The organism is Pedobacter sp. PF22-3, from assembly GCF_026239555.1.
In the GTDB taxonomy this organism is placed as follows: domain Bacteria; phylum Bacteroidota; class Bacteroidia; order Sphingobacteriales; family Sphingobacteriaceae; genus Pedobacter.
The window spans coordinates 97,731-116,594 of record NZ_JAPIVP010000019.1 but is presented as its reverse complement, the minus strand read 5'-3'; the positions used below and the strand labels follow the sequence as shown (position 1 = coordinate 116,594).

At 35.0% G+C, this 18,864-nt stretch carries 15 protein-coding genes; 5 read left to right on the top strand and 10 right to left on the bottom strand.

Going from position 1 to position 18,864, the window contains the following annotated elements; all coding sequences use genetic code 11:
• From OQX63_RS20400 to OQX63_RS20385, 4 genes are all read left to right on the top strand, one after another.
• Positions 1-715, top strand: a 715-nt coding sequence (locus OQX63_RS20400) for a thiol-activated cytolysin family protein (protein WP_265852651.1), incomplete at its 5' end; no start/stop codon positions are given.
• 88 nt (positions 716-803) lie between these two features.
• On the top strand, positions 804-2,396 hold the full coding sequence (locus OQX63_RS20395) for a thiol-activated cytolysin family protein (RefSeq protein ID WP_265852650.1): 1,593 nt from the start codon (positions 804-806) through the stop codon (positions 2,394-2,396).
• 106 nt (positions 2,397-2,502) lie between these two features.
• Positions 2,503-4,254: an ABC transporter ATP-binding protein gene (locus OQX63_RS20390; protein ID WP_265852649.1), complete on the top strand. Its 1,752-nt coding sequence runs from the start codon at positions 2,503-2,505 to the stop codon at positions 4,252-4,254.
• 21 nt (positions 4,255-4,275) lie between these two features.
• Positions 4,276-4,491, top strand: coding sequence for a PLDc N-terminal domain-containing protein (locus OQX63_RS20385; RefSeq protein ID WP_265852648.1), 216 nt, complete (start codon positions 4,276-4,278; stop codon positions 4,489-4,491).
• A 459-nt stretch (positions 4,492-4,950) separates the two neighbouring features.
• On the opposite strand, the gene OQX63_RS20380 is transcribed toward OQX63_RS20385, so the two are convergent.
• The 9 genes from OQX63_RS20380 to OQX63_RS20340 form a co-directional block, all read right to left on the bottom strand.
• Positions 4,951-6,237, bottom strand: coding sequence for an MFS transporter (locus OQX63_RS20380; protein ID WP_265852647.1), 1,287 nt, complete (start codon positions 6,235-6,237; stop codon positions 4,951-4,953).
• A 60-nt stretch (positions 6,238-6,297) separates the two neighbouring features.
• Positions 6,298-7,584 carry an HlyD family secretion protein gene (locus OQX63_RS20375; RefSeq protein WP_265852646.1) on the bottom strand — a complete coding sequence of 429 codons (1,287 nt, stop codon included), beginning with the start codon at positions 7,582-7,584 and terminating at the stop codon, positions 6,298-6,300.
• An 18-nt stretch (positions 7,585-7,602) separates the two neighbouring features.
• Complete coding sequence (locus OQX63_RS20370) at positions 7,603-9,789, bottom strand: peptidase domain-containing ABC transporter (protein ID WP_265852645.1); 2,187 nt, start codon at positions 9,787-9,789, stop codon at positions 7,603-7,605.
• A gap of 288 nt (positions 9,790-10,077) precedes the next feature.
• Entirely contained in the window at positions 10,078-10,974 is an 897-nt protein-coding gene (locus tag OQX63_RS20365) for a beta-1,6-N-acetylglucosaminyltransferase (protein WP_265852644.1), read from the bottom strand.
• Positions 10,974-11,642 (bottom strand): glycosyltransferase family 25 protein, encoded by a 669-nt coding sequence (locus OQX63_RS20360; RefSeq protein WP_265852643.1) that lies wholly within the window; start codon positions 11,640-11,642, stop codon positions 10,974-10,976. The genes OQX63_RS20365 and OQX63_RS20360 overlap by 1 nt, the downstream gene beginning before the upstream one ends.
• The gene (locus tag OQX63_RS20355) at positions 11,643-12,293 is read right to left on the bottom strand and encodes a hypothetical protein (RefSeq protein WP_265852642.1); all 651 of its coding nucleotides are present in this window, start codon (positions 12,291-12,293) and stop codon (positions 11,643-11,645) included.
• Between the two features lie 350 nt (positions 12,294-12,643).
• Positions 12,644-13,828, bottom strand: coding sequence for a TlpA disulfide reductase family protein (locus tag OQX63_RS20350; RefSeq protein WP_265852641.1), 1,185 nt, complete (start codon positions 13,826-13,828; stop codon positions 12,644-12,646).
• 77 nt (positions 13,829-13,905) lie between these two features.
• Positions 13,906-14,130 carry a hypothetical protein gene (locus OQX63_RS20345; RefSeq protein ID WP_265852640.1) on the bottom strand — a complete coding sequence of 75 codons (225 nt, stop codon included), beginning with the start codon at positions 14,128-14,130 and terminating at the stop codon, positions 13,906-13,908.
• 172 nt (positions 14,131-14,302) lie between these two features.
• Positions 14,303-15,889, bottom strand: coding sequence for a thioredoxin domain-containing protein (locus OQX63_RS20340; protein ID WP_265852639.1), 1,587 nt, complete (start codon positions 15,887-15,889; stop codon positions 14,303-14,305).
• 298 nt (positions 15,890-16,187) lie between these two features.
• Here OQX63_RS20340 and OQX63_RS20335 point away from each other — a divergent pair, with 298 nt between their 5' ends.
• Entirely contained in the window at positions 16,188-16,901 is a 714-nt protein-coding gene (locus OQX63_RS20335; protein ID WP_265852638.1) for a LytR/AlgR family response regulator transcription factor, read from the top strand.
• 74 nt (positions 16,902-16,975) lie between these two features.
• On the opposite strand, the gene OQX63_RS20330 is transcribed toward OQX63_RS20335, so the two are convergent.
• Positions 16,976-18,850, bottom strand: a complete 1,875-nt coding sequence (locus OQX63_RS20330) for a RagB/SusD family nutrient uptake outer membrane protein (protein ID WP_265852637.1) — start codon at positions 18,848-18,850, stop codon at positions 16,976-16,978.
• Positions 18,851-18,864: the final 14 nt, after the last annotated feature.

The window sequence follows — 18,864 nt, the reverse complement described above, 5'->3', positions numbered from 1 at the left end:
AGCAAATGTTTCGGGCGTGATCAATAAACCAAGTTTATCAAGCACACGCTCTTTCCTTGAATCCGTTTATTCAGACAGTTTCTCCGGTAAAGAAATTACAAGCTTTAGTTTCGACATGAACCAGTTTACTTATTATGATGAATTTAAACTTGCTTTCGGCGCAAACATTAAAGTAGGCAATATTTTTAATGCCAGCGCATCTTTAAATAAGACTAAAATTGAGAAGAAAACCGGACTTATAGCAAAGTTTGTTCAGCGCAACTTTACCCTGGATATGGATCTGCCAGAAGATGGCAACTTATTGGATAGTTCAGTAGATCCAAGCCAGCTGGGTCCATATTCCCCTGTTTATGTAAGTTCTATAACTTACGGAAGAATGGGTATGATCAAGGTTGAGTCTGATTATAATTATTCATCATTAACAAGGGCTTTTAAAGCTGCATTTAATGCTGGTATAGTAAGCGGCGGGGCATCTATAGCAGATTCTTTAAAAACTATTATCGATAATTCTTCAATTGAAATTTATGACGTTGGTGGCGAAGGAGAATCTGTGGCACAATCTATTAACGGCTACGATGCGTTTAGGCAGTACATCATTTCTGGCGGAAATTATACACCGCAAACTCCTGGCGTACCATTATATTATACATTGAGCTATTTAAGCGATAATTCAATTTTCAGAACCAGGTTCTTGGTTAATTTCCCTAAAAATTAATAAAACCGTCCATCTCTGATCGCCGTGCCTTAACATAAAACAAATTGCCGGGCATGGCGATCTTTTAAGTTTAGATAACATTTATTTAATGAAAAAATATATACTAATTGTAGCTTGTTTCGCTATCATTCTAGCATCGTGTAGAAAAAACGAAGCCATTTTAACACCGCAAACCACATTTAGCGGGAAGTTTGCAGATCCAGTTATTGATATCAATATCGAAGGTAGCCCATCTGCTTACACAGGTCAATCTATCAAGAATATCCTAGACCAAAAAAAAATAAGCGGAGCCGATATTTATAAAGACAGTTTATGGGCTAACGACTTTGGAAGAACATTATTTGTAGAAACGGATGAAATTGCCCTAATGAAAAATTCTGCCTATGAAAGATACATATATGCCGCATCTCTACTTCAGGGAAACTCAATAGCTGATTTAAATTTTATGCCAATATCCGAATTTCAATCTTCGGTAAAACCTGTTACGGCTTCAGTTTCATTTCAGGCAAAAAAAGTAAGTGGCATAATTACTAACCCAACACTTTCGTCAACAAGAAATTTCGTAAGTGACATTTTAGCCCAAAATGATATAAGTACCCAAGTTGCAGGATTCTCTTATAGTTTAGAAAAATTTACTGCTTATGATGAGTTAAAACTTGCATTTGGTTCAAATGTAAAAACGGGAACTCTTTTTGGTCGCAAAACATCCAGCAGCAGCGAAACCATTGATAAAATTTCGAAACGAACGGGCATTTATGCAAAATTTATTCAGAAAAATTTTACACTTGATTTAGATATACCCGCTGACGGTAAACTCATGAATGACGGCACGAACCTAGATGCACTAAATCAAAAATATCCTACCTATGTTAGCTCTATTACTTACGGACGTATGGGTATAATGGCCATAGAATCAGATTACACTTACGAGGCTGTTAACAATGCCTATAACTCTGCTTTCAAAGCCCTCTTCGTTTCTGGAAGCAGCTCTGCAACTGAAGAAGAAAAAAGAATAATAGATGAATCTTCCATGAAGATTTATATTATTGGTGCCGATGGCAGCGATGCTGTTGAAACCGTTAATGGATTTGATGCCTTTGTACAGTTTATTATTAAAGGCGGAAGCTTTTCATCAACTAACCCAGGGGTGCCAATATACTTTAGTTTAAGTCACCTTGCTGATCATTCTGTAGTAAAAACTAAATTCAGGATTAACATCGATACCCAGCCTGTATACGCTAGAATAGAATATCAGAATAAAAAAACCACCTATATTCCATCACAATATGAATCTGGAGGAGAAAGCCGCAGTACTGCAGATGTATATCTATGTTTCTACTCAGATATGACGGGCAATACGCCAACAGTTCCGCAAAACAACGTCAAATTTGAATATAATTTACGGCAAGAAACTTCTTCGTCAAGCAGTGATGCATATGGTCCCTCACCATACCAGCCACCATTGATTGTTAACAATTCATTTATTAAATCTAATAATTTCCAAGAGAACAAAATTTTGTTAAAACAGAATGCGGTCCTGATAAGTGATAGAAATACAAGTTCAAGTTATTATGATGAACACGATGGCGCAACCTATTACACGAGTAACTCCAATTATCAAAGAAACGATTACACACTAAATACTGGAATATTTTATAAAGTATTGGCTCCGGTACTATAAAGTATTAGCTATCATCGAAAAATCTTTCTAAAAAGTCATAAAAAAAGGGAATGGATTTTTATCCGTTCCCTTTTTTTATGTTTGTACTTAAAACAACAAAACTTTAATGGGATTATTATTAGACTACCTGAAACACCACAAGTGGATTGTGGTTCTGGCGTTATTGCTTGCAGGTTTCAATATTGGCTTTTCACTTTTAGATCCATACATCACCGGTCGTATTTTAGACCGCTTTATCAATAAAAAAGATACGCTCACCTACGCCCAATACCTTTGGGGTTCGCTGGGTTTAATTGGCCTTGCTATTGGTGCAGCCATGGTTTCCCGTATTGCTAAAAACTTTCAGGATTACTTTACCAGTGTGATTGTTCAAAAAGTTGGAGCAAAAATGTATGCTGATGGTTTGCAGCATTCGCTTAAATTGCCTTATCAGGTTTTTGAAGATCAGCGCAGTGGCGAAACTTTGGGTATTTTACAAAAAGTACGCTTAGATTCTGAGAAGTTTATTACCGCCTTTATCAGTATTCTTTTTGTCAGTTTAATCGGAATGATCTTCGTTATCGTGTATTCGGTTTCGGTAAGCTACAAAGTTACGCTGGTTTATTTTTCAGCTATTCCGATCATCAGCTTTGTAAGCTGGTTTTTAAGCCGTAAAATCAAAACCATACAACGCTCGATAGTTGGCGAAACTACTGCCTTGGCAGGCTCTACAACAGAATCGTTAAGAAATATCGAATTGGTTAAAAGCTTGGGCCTGGCCGACCAGGAAATTGAAAGGTTGAACAAAACCACCTATAAAATACTTGGTTTGGAGCTTAAAAAAGTGAAATATGTGCGCAGTATGAGTTTTGTTCAAGGCACTACTGTAAATCTGGTGCGCAGTACAATGGTACTGGTGCTGCTCTTGCTTATTTTCGATAATACCATTTCGGCCGGGCAATATTTTTCATTCCTTTTTTACTCCTTCTTCCTTTTTGGTCCGCTCCAGGAGCTTGGCAACGTGATTTTAACCTGGCGTGAGGCTGAGGTTTCGTTAGGCAACTTTAAAAAGATCTTAAGCACTCCGATTGATAAAAAACCTGAAAACCCGACTTCGATCGAAAAAATTAAAGAGCTAACCTTTAGTAAAGTTGGTTTCAAACACCTAACGGCGAATAGAAATGCTTTAGAAAATATTTCTTTTAAAACGCACCACGGCCAAACCATTGCATTTGTTGGTCCTTCGGGTTCTGGAAAAAGTACACTGGTGAAACTATTGGTTGGTTTATATCCGGCAAAAGAGGGTGAGATTTTATATAATGGTATTCCAAGTAACGATATTGATCTTGATGCCTTGCGTGAAAAAATTGGTTTCGTAACGCAAGACACGCAGTTATTCTCGGGTACGATTAGAGAAAACCTCTTATTTGTAAATCCTACGGCAACAGATGAGGAATGTTATAAAGTATTAAACCAGGCGGCTTGCCAAACCTTACTGGCCCGAGCCGATAAAGGTTTAGATTCGTTAATTGGCGAAGGCGGGGTAAAGGTTTCAGGAGGTGAAAAACAGCGCTTATCTATAGCCCGTGCCTTATTGCGCCAGCCAGATATCCTCGTTTTTGATGAAGCTACATCGTCTTTAGATTCGATTACGGAGGAAGAAATTACCAAAACCATCCGTTCGGTTTCCAATTTAACAGACCACATTACCATTTTAATTGCACACCGTTTATCAACCATCAAACATGCTGATAAAATTTACGTGTTAGAAAAAGGGCATATTATTGAACAGGGCAGTCACGAAGAATTAATTGCACAAAATGGCTTGTACCAGGCCATGTGGCGCCAACAAATTGGCGAGCGGATTGTTGAAGTTTAAGAGTAATTAAAATCTTTTTAAATGTTATTAGCAGAAATCAATAGCAACCAGGTAGCGCTGTTCGTGATTATACCTGCCATTTTATGGCTAGCCTTAATCTTAATAGCCCTTTATCATATCTCCAGAAATAGCGCAATGGGCTTCAGCGTAAAGGTATTGTGGTTCATCATTATCTTGCTGGCTCCCTTTCTGGGTTCGATTATCTACCTCATATGGGGTAAGAATAAAAAGTTTTAATTTTCGCCATGGTCCGTGGCCACACGGGCCATTTTGCTTTCACCACCTAAGAAGCAAATAAATAGTTAATTTATTATTGAATTCTAGAGTTGTCAACTCTACAAGGTTTTTTGGAAAGCAATTCCAGTAGTTCTTCGGTTTGGTTCTGTCCCGCTGTTCCTCCTGCCGATAATATTGATAAAAACAATTATGCTTTATCGGCATCCGTGCCATCGGGTTTAGGTGGCCAGGGCAAATGTATAATTGACGTTTTATTCTAACTGCTGCGGGGCTTGCATGAGGGATAGCAGTGGAAATCCTTTTTTGATTTTTCTTCAAAAAAGATTGCAACGAATAGCCCGACCCTTGCGCAGCTTGGGGCATGCCCAAATCATTTGCAATAGCAATTAAAACATGAATTTCAGAGTTGTCAACTTTCTAACAAACTGGCTATTAAACTTGACAATTCTTTTTTAGTAACTAAACAGCCTTGGTGGTTTGTTCATTAATATCCTGCAAACTCAGCTTGGTTAACGACTTTGTTTTTAACCAGGTAATAAATGCGATTCCGATAGTCATACTTCCTCCAAACACAACCGCGGGGACTAGTTTCATCAGTTTAGCCGTTAAACCCGATTCAAATTCACCAATCTCATTTGATGAACCAATAAACATACTGTTTACTGCCGAAACCCTTCCACGCATCTCATCTGGCGTAAGCAATTGCATGATGGTTTGCCTGATAATTACACTTACACTATCAAACGACCCCTCCAGAAAAAGGAAGAATAATGTTAGATAGAAGTTTTTAGATAAACCATAGCAAATAATGCTGAGGCCGAAGCCTGTTACTGCAATTAACAGGTTACGCCAAGGTTTCCCCATTGGCGAAAAGCGTGTCATGGCAAGCATCGTAATTACAGCTCCTGAAGATGCTGCACCGCGCATCATGCCCAACCCAAAAGATCCTAAGTGAAAAACATCTTTGGCAAATATGGGCAATAAAGCTACTGCCCCACCAAAAAAGACAGAAAACAGATCTAAACTCATCGCCCAAACCATCATCTTGGTTTTAAAAACAAATTGGATTCCTTCTTTTAAACTATGGAATATATGCTGCGTAGGCACATAGGTAGCTGGGTGCTTCTTAAAGGTTGATATGCAAATTAATGAGATGGTAATAAGAACTACAATTACACTGTATGCTGCTGTAATTCCCCATAACCAATTTACTAAACCACCAACCAACGGGCCAATAATAGTAGCCAGTTGCCAGCTGCTGCTGTTCCATGTACTGGAGTTTGGGTACAGCTCTTTAGGTACAATTTTGGCCATTAAAGAAAATGTTGCCGGACCAAAAAAACCTCTGGCCAAGCCGATGCAGAAAACCAAGCCATACATGATCAGTACAATAAGATTTTCCTGGAGGTGAAGATATTTACTGGTAATAATCAGCATTAAAACCGATGCCAGCCAAACACCTGAAAATATCTTGATTAACAACCCACGTTTCTCACTTTTATCGGCAATGTAACCACCATATAAGGCAATGCCAATAGCTGGAATAGCTTCGCATAACCCAACTAACCCGAGTTTTAGCGGATCGTGTGTTAAATCGTAAATATGGTAGCCGATAACCACGGCCTGCATTTGGTAAGCCAGTGTAAAGAAAAACCTCATTCCTAAAAAAGAACGAAATTCTTTATACCGCAATGCTGCGAATGGGTCTTGTTTAACAAGTACGGAGTTGGAATTTGAATCTGGCACTGAGAAAAATTGTTTGCAAAAGTACGTGATGCACAATAAGATCAAAGCATCATTTTTAAATTAATTACCAGTTTTTAATATTTTAGTTATATTTCGAAAGAAGCGCTGTAATAAAGAACTCTCTTCCGTAATAATTTCTACATCAGCCTGCATACCATTTTTTAAGACTATTTTTCGATTTGAATCCTTATTTTCGAAAGTCTCAAAACTAACTTTAGCTATGAAAATACTGTCGCGATAAGCAACATCAGAGATATAAGAGAGTCGGCCTCTAATCATCCCATATTGTTCAAAAGGAAAGCTTCTTAACTTTACCAAAGCGAGTTCTCCCTCGCGTATTTTACCCATGTTGTATTGCGGTATCTGAATCTCACCAAAAAAACTAGCATTACCAGGATTTACAATAAAAATTTCCTGACCAGTGGTGACATTTTGATTCTGTTGCACAATGCCTGCAAAGCTGAGCTTACCTGCTAAAGGTGCCCGTAATACATGTTGTGAAATCCAATTATCACTTTCCGTAATACATTGATTTAAAGCTTGCACAAATTTGGCTTGCTCTTCAGTAATCGTATGTTTAATATCTAATAGTTCCTTTTCTTTTGCGGCATAGCTACTAGCATTATTTAATATGGCTGTTTCGGTTTGTTGAAGTGGATATTTAGCTGATAAAAATTTGTTTTCTTGTTGATTAAATTCACTTCTAGAAATTACCTTATTTTTGAACAATTTTTGATAGGCTCTGTACTCTTGCTCTTGATTGGCAAATTCGAGTCTCTGAACTTCTTCCTGCTTAAGAATTTGGTTTTTCAAAGCAATAATATCCTTTAAATCACGCGTTAAAAAAGTCAGCTTATTTACATAATAACCATTTTGTTGGGTAGATTGATACTGAAGGTACTGCTGATAAAAACTTTGATAACTACTTTGAAGTTCGCCTAAACTTAAGTTGGCAGGAAGCGTCAGAACTTGGTTAAAATCCTTTAAAATACTGGCTTGAAAATCCTTAAGCTGCTTGTTTAGTTGTAGTACATTTTCGGGATTCGCCGTACTTTCGAAATAAGCTAACGATTGATTCTTGGTAACCATTTGTCCATCCTCTGCCAGAAGAGCTGTTAATTTCCCACTTTGTTTAGCCAGAACAGCTTTCGGAGCATTTAATGAATTTACCTTTAAGGTTGTTTTTACCACATCAGGGTAATCTATGAGGGCTGAAAGTAAAATGATACCTGCCAGTATAGCAAAAACCAATGTAATACCCCAGCGCAGAATCCATGTAGGAACAGCAGTAATAATTTCGTTTACTTCTTCGCTATTTTGATATATCGTTTCTTGTTCAATTGGCATGTTTTATCAATATATTAATTAGCTTCCTAATTCCAGTTGATTTTTAACCAAGTTATAATATTCTCCCTTACTTTTTGTAAGTTCTGCATGGCTGCCCTGCTCAACAATAATCCCTTTATCAATAACCACAATATTATCGGCGTTTCTAACTGTACTGAGTCTGTGGGCGACTACAACAACAGTTCTTCCTTTAAAAAAATCTTTCAAATTTTCCATAATAACCTTTTCATTATTGGCATCAAGCGCGTTGGTCGCTTCATCAAAAAAGATATATTCAGGATTTTTATAAACTGCCCTGGCAATTAATATTCGCTGCTTCTGTCCCTGGCTAATTCCATTTCCTTCAGCACCGATCTTTGTATCTAAACCCAAAGGGAGGCTTTCAATTAAATCGTCAATATTAGCCATCTTTATCGCATGCTGCAGTTTTAGCATATCTGGATATCCCTCTCCAACTGCAATATTTTTTGCAATGCTATCTGAAAATATGAAACCATCCTGCATTACAATCCCACATTGCCCACGCCAACATCGGAACCCTATTTGATCAATATGAGTAGATCCAACTTTTATTTCTCCTTTTTGTGGCACATAAAATCTCAAAAGCAGCTTTAAAATAGTAGTTTTACCACTTCCACTCATCCCAACAATAGCTGTAGTTTTTCCTTCTGGAATCCTTAAATCAATAGCCTTTAAAACTGGCTCATTACCCGCGCCTGGATAAGTAAAACTTAAATTTTGGATAGAGATACTTTTATTTACTGGTAAATCTTTCAAAAATATTTTATCAATGGGCTCTTCATCATTTAGTTGGTGTATCTCGTTTAAACGCTCTAAACTTATTTTAGCGTCTTGTAGTGATTGGATAAACCCCAACAGTTGCTCTATTGGACTATTTACTTGGCCTACTATATATTGAACAGCCATCATACCCCCTAAGGTTAATTCACCATCTATCACCGATTTTGCAACCAAAAATGTAATGAGGATATTTTTACCTTCATTAATAAAAAAAGCACCGGTTTGCTGTATTTGTCCTAACGATAAACTTTTTACGCCAAACTTAAATAAACCTGCTTGTACATGCTCCCAATCCCATCGCTTTTGTTGTTCACAATTATTCAATTTAATTTCCTGCATTCCACCTATAAGTTGCACAATGGCAGTTTGATTTTTAGAAGACAATTCAAATGTCTTAAAATCAAGATCTCTCCTTTTTTTAAGGAAAGCAATTACCCAAAGTGAATAAAGTACGCTACTTAATAAAAAAATAAGAAAAATATTTAGGTTGTAGTATGCAAGCACTCCTGCAAATAGCAAGAGGTTAAACAATGAGAAAACGATGCTTAACGTAGAACCAGTTAAAAAACTTTGTATCCTACCCTGATCGCTCATGCGTTGCATAATATCACCAGTCATCTTACTATCGAAAAAACTCATGGGAAGCTTCATCAGCTTAATCAAAAAATCGGTCAGAATAGAAATACTTATGCGCGTACTAATGTGCAACAAAATCCATGAGCGAATAAAATCTACACTCATTCTACCCAAAAACAACATTGTTTGTGCTATAAGAATAATGTAGATAAAATTTAAGTTTCGGGTGTTGATCCCAATATCTACAATCGATTGGGTAAGGAAAGGAACAATTAACTGAAGCAAGCTACCAACAGCTAGCCCCACAAATAACTGTGCTATTAATTGTTTGTACTGGTATAAGTAGCGCAGTAAATAGCCCCAGTTTAAACCCAGACCTTTATCTCCTTCCAGTGTATATAAATCAGGGGTTGGTGAAAGTATTAATACAATTCCTTGGCTTTTACCATTACTATTTGTACTTAACCAACCTCTTGTAAACTCCTCATAATTATATTTGATCAAGCCTTTGGCTGGATCGGCAACGTAAAAAATATTACCTTTTATTCTATACAGAATTACGAAGTGGTTTTGGTTCCAGTGTATAATTAAGGGAAATTCAGCAACCGATAATTGGATTAATGTAAGTTTACTACCAGTCGTCCTAAAGCCAATTTTCTCCGCAGCTTCGCTAATGCCTAACAACGAGACCCCCTCCTTATTAATACCCGAAATTTCCCTTAACCTTTGTAAACTGAAATTTTTTCCATAGTATTTAGCTACCATACGCAGGCAGGTAGGCCCACAGTCCATTTGATCTGGTTGCTTATAAAAAGGAAAGGTTTTCAAAGGGTTAATTATTTAAATCGTGTTCCGAAAATGGTTAACTGATTGTATTAGTTGTAAAATTTTAAAGTAAGTTTCATCAGATAAAATTAGATTTAGAATATCCTTAAATGGAATTACCAGCATAATAATCTTTTGTATTAATCTTCATCTATCATTGCAGTTCAGCCGTAACATAAGTCAAATGTTTTACACTATATATTATTCCTAAATAACAAGTTCTTGCAAAAGCATTTTTTTTAGCAAAAAATGTACTCTAAATGAGAATTAAGGTATAACCTTTTGTTTAATTCAAATCGCAGATTCACTTATTAAATACCGGTTATATAATGATTTTATAACATTAGCATCAATATTTATATCAAATTTTCGCGCATATAAACATCTAGAATGCTTGAACTTGGCTAAATCACTCATATCTAGTATTTTTGGAGACCTAAGATTGGCACTCCAATCAATCAACCTTAAATTATTATTAATAATCTGACCGTTATATTTTGAATTCAACAAAATGGTCTGGAAAAACATTTCGTCGGAAATGTTAGTATACTTAAAGAAATGATAGAAACCAACAGTTTCGTTTAAAAAATGAATAATATACTCTGCACAATCAGCAGTTAAAGTCCACCATTGAGATCCACCATAGATACTATCAATCTTTTCAAGTCTTTCTTTCCTAAATTTATTTTTCTTTTGAGCAATCATTAATTCTTCAGATTTTAAGTACCCCAATTCATCTATAAACCAATAATAGTTTACCCGATCTAGACCACCATTACCTGCCCATTTTTTTAAATTTGGAAGTTTAAAAAATTCCATAAATTGATGCTCTTTATTATTTATCAAATACTGCTCTATTTCCTGATTACTTTTAATCGGAAAATCCATCCCACTATGTAGAGAAAGATAATCAAATTTTATATTACTATAATTTAGTGCAGCCAACATCAGATTCAAAGTAGCTTCAACCATGCTGAAGCCTCCCCAGTTAACTATTAATCTTTTTTTTATCGCGTACCAGTTCTGACTTTTAGTTAGTTTGTTAAGTTTTCTTGAGAATGAAGGAGTATGTAACCTGGCATCCAAATGCAAAAAACAAAAGTTTCTAGTTCCATAAGTAAGTGTATCGATTAATAAAGCGAGCTGATCTATATTTTGGTGCGCAAGTATAAGATATGCTATTCTCATTAATCGCTTGAATCTAAGTATTTCAAATATGCTTTCTGTATTCTTTCCAGGCGCTCCTCAGTTCTGCTAAACATATTTTGAACTAGCCCAGGCTGTTCATTATGCTGTGAAGTAATATCTGAATACCCAAAATCTTTTTGTCGTGAGATAAATGGATAAAGCACCATTTTATGGCTTGTTAAATTAGCTAAAACCAAATCGGCAACATCCGTTTTTTTAAATCTATATTTTAACATTTTTGGAAAAATACTCTTATATAGAACAATGAATTGGGTTGATTGAAAAGGGTTTACCCAAAATCGATTTTTGGTTATTGGAACAGCATATCCAAAATACCCTATCCCACCAGATAATATTTCAGCACCCTGTTCATGTGCTTTAACAATATTATAAATTAGATCATCAGAATTATAATTCGAGGTAAACTCATGATCATCCTCACATATCACAATTACATCATCATTATTTTGGATAGCCATGTTCACAATCTTGAGCATACTTTGCCATAGGCCAATCGCACCAATTTTATGTTGGCATGCATCAATAATTTTAGTTGCAAACTCTGGCTTGCTTTCAAATTGTTTTGATATATGCTTTTTACGCTCCACTCGTTCTTTTAAGTTAATGATGTAAGTCGGAATAGATATTTTTTCGAATCCTGTGCTCATTTATACGTTTTTTTGATAAAAAGTATTGGCTTGAATAATATGAGATAAAATCATATCACTATTTTCAAATATTTCAGTAACATAACCTTCTTTGTTATTAAAAGGAGTTGCATCAGAATATCCAAATTCTTTTTGCACCGAGATAAAAGGATAGATCAAGAATTTTTTAGTCGTTAATTCACATATTTTTCGATCTGCCGTATCACCCACGTTAAAATCAGCATTGATAATCGTTTGATAAAACTTTTTAAAAACGATCATGAATTGCGTTCCTGTAAATTGATCCATCCAAAATAGATTTTCGGAAATTTGCAGTGCATCGAGAAACCAACTAACACCACCTAATAAAACATCTGCTTTTTTTTCTTCAGCTTCTTTTATAGCACTTAACAGTTTTTGGATATTATATCTTTTAGTGAATTCATGGTCATCTTCACATATCAAAATATAATCATCTTCTTTTGTACATGAATTTTGAATGATTTGCACAATAGTTTGCCAGAGACCAAAAGCACCATTTACGTTCTCAATTGCCTTAACAAAATTCAGCAAATAATACTTTTTATTTAGAAATTGAATATAAGCATGAGATTTACGTTCCGTTCTCTTTTCTAAATTGATAACATATGTTTTAATAAAATTTTCCATCATTGAATCTTATTTACGCAAAAAAGTATTAGTAATGTAAAAAGTGTTCATTTATTAAATAATTCAATCCTTTAACTAGGTCTTATCTCCATTTTTCATCTTTTTCAATTCATATTGCAGAAAGGTAATTCTGAGTATATGATATCCTTACAATTTCTTCCATTTCTAAAACGGATTGTTTTATCCCCAAATTTGTATTTCAATTCAGCTATGATGTACTTGTATTTTTACTTTATCTAAATTACGAAGTGATTCTAAGTTACCTGTCAAAATGCATCCCTTCTGCTAAGCAGAGCCAAAATTCATATATAATCAAACCAAAAAACTTCATAATCAAATAGTTATATCAAAAATCAGTTACTCTCATTTACAAGCAAATTTATCATCAGTTCAAGATCGGCCTCATTTGATTGATCAATTCTAAAACCACTAAAAATTAATATCCCATTTTTATTGATTAAAAAATTCACAGGAGCACTTCCCATATTATCAAGATTACCTTTATTCCTATACCGGGTTTCTTGCAATGGAATAAAACTATATTCGTAATTTTTAATTGATTGTAAAACTTGATTAGCTTGCTCTTCTTCGATATTTATGGAAACATAAGCTATTTTTTTGTCGCCAAATATTTTAATTACTCTTTCAAAATATGTAAATTCATTCCGACATGGCGAACAGGTAGGAAACCAATAAGTAAGCAGTACAGCCTTACCTCGTAGATCGCTTAAGGATAAATAATTATTATCAAAATAGTTGCGCAATCTGAAATTAGTAGCAAGTTCCGCATCTTTCTTTAGAATCTTAACTAAGTCATCCCTTACTGCTTGAGGCCCTTTATTAATTGCGTTTCCATATTTCAAAAGTGAGTTAAAGATGGATACTGAAGGTTTTGTCTTATAAAAATATAATAGGCTATCATAAGTAGCTTGCGAACCTGAAATCAGAAAAATCGCATCAGCTTTTAAAAGTCCGATCAGGGGCTTAGGCTCCTCTATAAATCTAGGAAATTTAACATTATTTAAAATCTCAAGTGCTTCTCCTCCTTTTCCGCTAGCAATAAGATCTTCTGCTGAACTGATTTTAGAAACCTGTAAGAGTAAATCGTCCCACTTTTCATATTTGACTTTATTTGTTGTTAAATCCTTTATTACATTTAATGCTCGCTTTCGATCTTCGTGTAATAAAAACTCAACATACTCTATCATAGAATCGGACGCAGAGCGAAATTTTTGAGGAAGATATACCTTTTTAATTTGTTCATAATAATTAATCTTTTCAACTTTATTATTTGAACTAGTTGCTAATATCCCTAGAGCTTTGGATGCAAAATCCGAATTTTTAAATGAGTATGATACCTTTTCAAGGGCCCTTTTAAACCTTATTGTGTCAGTTAACCTTAAGGAATAAGCATTTCTGAGCGCCTGCTCAGCTTTTTTTTCATTTATAGTAATATTTTCCCCCAGCTGCGCCCTAACTTGCTGTGAGAATATACACGTAAAAAATAACCAAACAAAGAAAATAAAATTACAACGCATGTTTCTTCCAATAAAGGAATCCTAAAGTTTACTTCATAGAGGTTCATAAATCAGAACCTCTATGATTCAGTATTTAATTAAAGGCAATATTTCGGTGGATTAGTTGTTGAGCACCCCTCTGTAACACTAGCTGTACACGATTTACCACCACTACAATCGCTATTTGTGGAACATTCTCCCTTACAATCTTGACTTCCTCCACCATTAGTACTCCCAATTCCCCCCATCACCTTCCTCAATTGTGCTCTTGTTAACACTTCGCCTTTATCAAAAGCATTTGGTTTTAAACTTAATTTTTTCATTGTTTAATGTTTAATTTTATGATTTAAGATTTTGTTGTCCTTTCACGCAAGGGCAACTTAAGCGATACCGGTGTACGCCAGTATTCGTTCTGGGGCAGTTTCGTTGCAACCGTGCTGCCCCTTTTGTACAAAAGACTATTACTTATAAATCAGGAAACTAGTTTAGGATGAATTAAGCAATTAAATATTTTATATCCTCTAAGTGATACGGCACTGGTAGTTTATATCCATTTACCAAAATAGTTGGCGTAAAAGAAATTTCAGCCATTTCACACCAAGCTTTTTGTTTTTGTATTACTACATCTATTTCATGGTCAAAATTAACGGGATATTTTTTAGCCCAATGTTCGTATTTTTTTACGGTTTGCATATACCAATCACTAAGTGCACGCTCTACTAAAGCAGTATCGTTCAATTTAGTTAAGGCACTGATATGCCGTGCTACTTTGGTTTTTTCATCATTATCATGATCTGCTGTAGTGAAAATAATTTTCAATTGTAGATCGTCTCTTATTTTAAGCCATTCGTCTAGGGTTTCGTGTGCATTACCGCATGGCCCACAAAACGGATTACTTACCATAGTAATTATTGTTTGAGCTTGAGGATTTCCTAAAACTACGGGCATTAAATCATTATTTACCGCATAACGAGGTTGGTTTAAAAGTGCTTGGTTAAACAATTCGTTGTTATATTTAAAATTTTTAAGCTGTTGGGATAGCAATTTAAACTGGGATGTTTTTAAAAATAATGGTTTCAATAAAGACCAAATTATAATAGGTAAAAAGAAACAAATTAACAATGTGAATAAGAAACTTGGAGATATATAGGCTGCAAAGCTTAAAGACCAAAGACCAAAGTTTAAGGCAATAAGATTTTCAAACAGCAGCAATACTTGCACCATACAACACAATACGCACCAATTTTTATGTTTATACTGGTAAGCAATGGAATAAAAGGTATATGGTAAAGCCAATGCACTTAGCCAACCAATCAAGGCAAAACTAATAGGTTTGAGTAATAGACAAAGGAAAGAACCTGTAAAATAAAAGAATCCGACCTCGCTCCAGCTTAGCCATTTAGTAATTTTTGCAGCATTTGATTTTAAAATGGCATTACAGTTATTTTTATTTCCTAGGCTACATAAGTTTTGTACAAGGGGATTGTTAGCGTCAATACTATGCGTCAATAAAAGTATGCTCACAGCAATGCCAGTAAGTTTCAACAATAACACTAAACCATAACCCAAAGTTATCGATTGAAAGTTTACTGCCATTAAAATGCTTATAGTGATTATTAAAACTAAAATGGGCAATTTAGCTGTACTAAAGATTTCGAGCAAACGTTTATTTTTATAACCAGGTTCTGTACTATTTTCGTTGGCTTCCGCCCTTAAAACACTGCCGCTCCATTTTTTCAGAAATTCATCTTCTGGCATGGATGCATTTAAATGCTTTTCGTCGCTATAGTTTATTTGGCCTTGGATAATGCTATTAATTAAAATAAAACTGCCTCCATTAGGAATTAATTGTGCAATGAAGGGTATTTCATAATCTTTATAATTTTCTTTGCGAATTCTCCTCGCCTCATTTGCAATATACCAATCAGTAAGGCAATCGGATACGGCCATTAAACTTGGATAATCAGGATGATTTCCTAAACATTCTTTTATTGTGGTTTCAGTGACACTTACATTTAATTTTTCTACCAAAAGCTGTGTAACTGCTTCAATATTGTTTAATTTATTTTTAAACAAAAACATACATATTCATTTTTTAATTATACAATTTAAAAACAATTAAAATTACTTTTTTAATTTTTATTCCAACACACCCAAAATATTATGTAAACCCTCCAAAATCAACAAAACATAAAACTGTCAATAGAATAATTTTAAAAAATCATACAAGCATATTCGATCTGTTTAAAAAATAAAATCCTAATAAACAATTACTTACAAAAGTAAAATCTGAAATTAAAAGATTTTTTGATCTATAATCAAAATTTACTACTAAAAAATTCGTTATTATTTAACTGTTAACGCAACACTAACCAATATTTTGAAAACATTCTCATGTATAATAATAGATGATGAGCCTACTTCCTTAGAATTATTGGCAGGTTACATCAGCAAAATGACAAATCTAAATCTAATTAAAACTTATATCAATGCAGAATTAGTCCTACAAGATGTAATTACTCTTGAGAATAAAATAGATTTTGCATTTATCGATGTGAAAATTTCAGGATTGGACAGGTTGTCACTAGCCACCCAAATTGCTCATAGAGTTGAAAATATTGTATTGGTAAGTGCAAATTTACAACATGCAATAGATGGTTATAATATTAATGCCAAACACTTTTTGTACAAACCTTTTGACTTCACATCTTTTGAAAAAACTGTTAATGCTGTAATTAATAATATAGCAAAAGAAACGCCCTATATTATGGTAAAATTAACTTGCACTCAAATTCGACGAATTTATGTTGACGAGATAATAGCAGTTGAAGGCAATGGAAATTATATTAATATATATACAACCGATGCGGTACTAACTCCTTATTATAAATTGGCGGATATGGAATTTAACTTAAAAGCCTTTTTGTTTATAAAGCGTGTCAACAAATCTTATATCATATCAACGAAGCATATTGAGAAAATAGATGGTTTTTTAATATCTCTTAAAAATGGGCTAAATGTATCAGTTGGTGAAAGTTATCGATCTAGCTTTAAAAAAGTAAGACTAAACTACTTTGAGAATGAAGCCAAATAAGCTTACAGCATTCATCATAAACATGAAAGCCCGATGAGTATGTTTACTCATCGGGCTTCTCTTACTAAAAGAATTTAGTATCCCGGATTTTGCTCAAGTAAATTATTTTTATTCACCTCATCGCGGCTAAACGGCCTAAAATAAAGTTTATTGTCCCAGCTACGGTTTTCCTGCGCATTCTCAGTAACAGGGGTATAAGTATAATCGTACACCGTATTATCATAATGATAAGGGGCAGACATGGTTTTACCTGCCTTAAATTTGCCGGTAACCTTAATATAAGTGGTTTTTCTGCCTAATGTTTCATTCGCAATTAACCACCTGCGCGCATCATGATAACGTTGTTCTTCATAAGCCATTTCTATGCGGCGTTCGTGACGGTAAGCTGCTCTAAGTCCATCCTGATCTGTAGCGGTTACAGCTGGCATACCTGCCCTGAAACGGATTTTGTTTAACCAGGTAGTAGCATTATTTAATTCTCCAAGTTCTATGCTCGCTTCGATATAATTAAAAACAGCTTCAGTATACCTAAAGAATGGCCACGGTACATTCTGTGACATAGAAGCATCTACTATAGTTGGATCTGGATCGATAAATTTATGATAATAATATCCTGTCCAGCTGCCGTTCCAGTTTTCAATTGAGCTTGCACGGGTATCTAAACCTTTAAAGTCAATTCTGCCAGAGTTATCCATTAAATCATAAATACCGGTCTGGATCTGGCTAGCCGGATCCACATTGCCCGAAGCCTTATCGCGCGGTTTCCAACCTGCGCCATCGTATAAAATGGTGGCATAAAAACGAGGGTCTCTATCCTGATAAGGATTAGCTTTCTGTGTGGTATTTGTCCAGCTAAATTTACTGCCATCTTTCATCTCATAATCATCAACCAACAAACCTATAGGTGTATTACCTGCCCAGTTATGATAACCATTCGGACCATTCTGCTGTGCATGTTTAATATTGTTCTGGATGATAAAATAACGGGCAAAAATAAGGTCTGATGCCGCAGTAGCATCTATTCCCGGTGCTTTACTGGCTCCGCCCATGGCAATGCTTTTATAATTTAACTGGCCATCTGCTACAGAAGCGGGCGCAGAAAGATTTAATTTATAACCTGTACCCAAATCCATCACGGCTTTAGCAGCAGTTTGCGCCAAACGGTAACGATCTGCTTGGCTGCCACTTGCATAACTTAAAAAATCTAATTTTTGGGCAGCAATGCCTGTAATTTTCGAAGTAAGTTTTGCCCTGTCATGCAGATCGCTTGCAGCATAAATTAATACCCTTGATTTTAAGGCTAATGCTGCAGTTGCAGTAGTACGCCCTTTATCTAACGTTTTACCTGTTAACAACCTGCTGGCTTCATCGCAATCCTTAACAATAAAATTTACACATTCTTCGTATGTATTCCTTTTTACGTTATAGTTATCATCTAACACATAAATTTTTGTAATAAGGGGTACAGCGCCATAATAACGCAATAACTGCTGATAGTAGTAAGCCCTTAAAAAATATGCTTCGCCCAATAACTGATCTTTTAACGATTGGCTGCTCAAACCATTATCCCCACTGGTTATTTTTTCAATGGTAATATTACAGGCCCTGATGCGATTGTACATTTGTTTATACGCCCAGGTATCGTCTACCCAACCTAATGTAGAAGGATTAATGGTCGCATTATTAACCAGATCTATACCGCGGGTGGGGTGTGTAAACAGGGCTTCATCTGAAACAGAAGCCAGCATTTGTTCTGAGAAACCTCCATTACCTAATCCGTTATAGATATCATTAACGAAGGCCTGCGCAGTTGCCGGATCTTTCCATACTGATTCTGCTGGCACCTGGCCAGGCGATTCTACATTTAAAAAATCTTTTTTACAGGATGCTGCAAAAATAATAGTGAAAATTAATATATATAGCTTTATATTTTTATTTATTGCTTTCATATTTTTGATTGTAA

Bases quoted from the DNA above. Each gene is read 5' to 3' on its own strand.
- OQX63_RS20385 (WP_265852648.1), top strand. From the start codon at position 4,276: ATGTTATTAGCAGAAATCAATAGCAACCAGGTAGCGCTGTTCGTGATT.
- OQX63_RS20395 (WP_265852650.1), top strand. From the start codon at position 804: ATGAAAAAATATATACTAATTGTAGCTTGTTTCGCTATCATTCTAGCA.
- OQX63_RS20375 (WP_265852646.1), bottom strand. From the start codon at position 7,584: ATGCCAATTGAACAAGAAACGATATATCAAAATAGCGAAGAAGTAAAC.
- OQX63_RS20355 (WP_265852642.1), bottom strand. From the start codon at position 12,293: ATGATGGAAAATTTTATTAAAACATATGTTATCAATTTAGAAAAGAGA.
- OQX63_RS20340 (WP_265852639.1), bottom strand. From the start codon at position 15,889: ATGTTTTTGTTTAAAAATAAATTAAACAATATTGAAGCAGTTACACAG.
- OQX63_RS20345 (WP_265852640.1), bottom strand. From the start codon at position 14,130: ATGAAAAAATTAAGTTTAAAACCAAATGCTTTTGATAAAGGCGAAGTG.
- OQX63_RS20360 (WP_265852643.1), bottom strand. From the start codon at position 11,642: ATGAGCACAGGATTCGAAAAAATATCTATTCCGACTTACATCATTAAC.
- OQX63_RS20365 (WP_265852644.1), bottom strand. From the start codon at position 10,974: ATGAGAATAGCATATCTTATACTTGCGCACCAAAATATAGATCAGCTC.
- OQX63_RS20330 (WP_265852637.1), bottom strand. From the start codon at position 18,850: ATGAAAGCAATAAATAAAAATATAAAGCTATATATATTAATTTTCACT.
- OQX63_RS20350 (WP_265852641.1), bottom strand. From the start codon at position 13,828: ATGCGTTGTAATTTTATTTTCTTTGTTTGGTTATTTTTTACGTGTATA.
- OQX63_RS20390 (WP_265852649.1), top strand. From the start codon at position 2,503: ATGGGATTATTATTAGACTACCTGAAACACCACAAGTGGATTGTGGTT.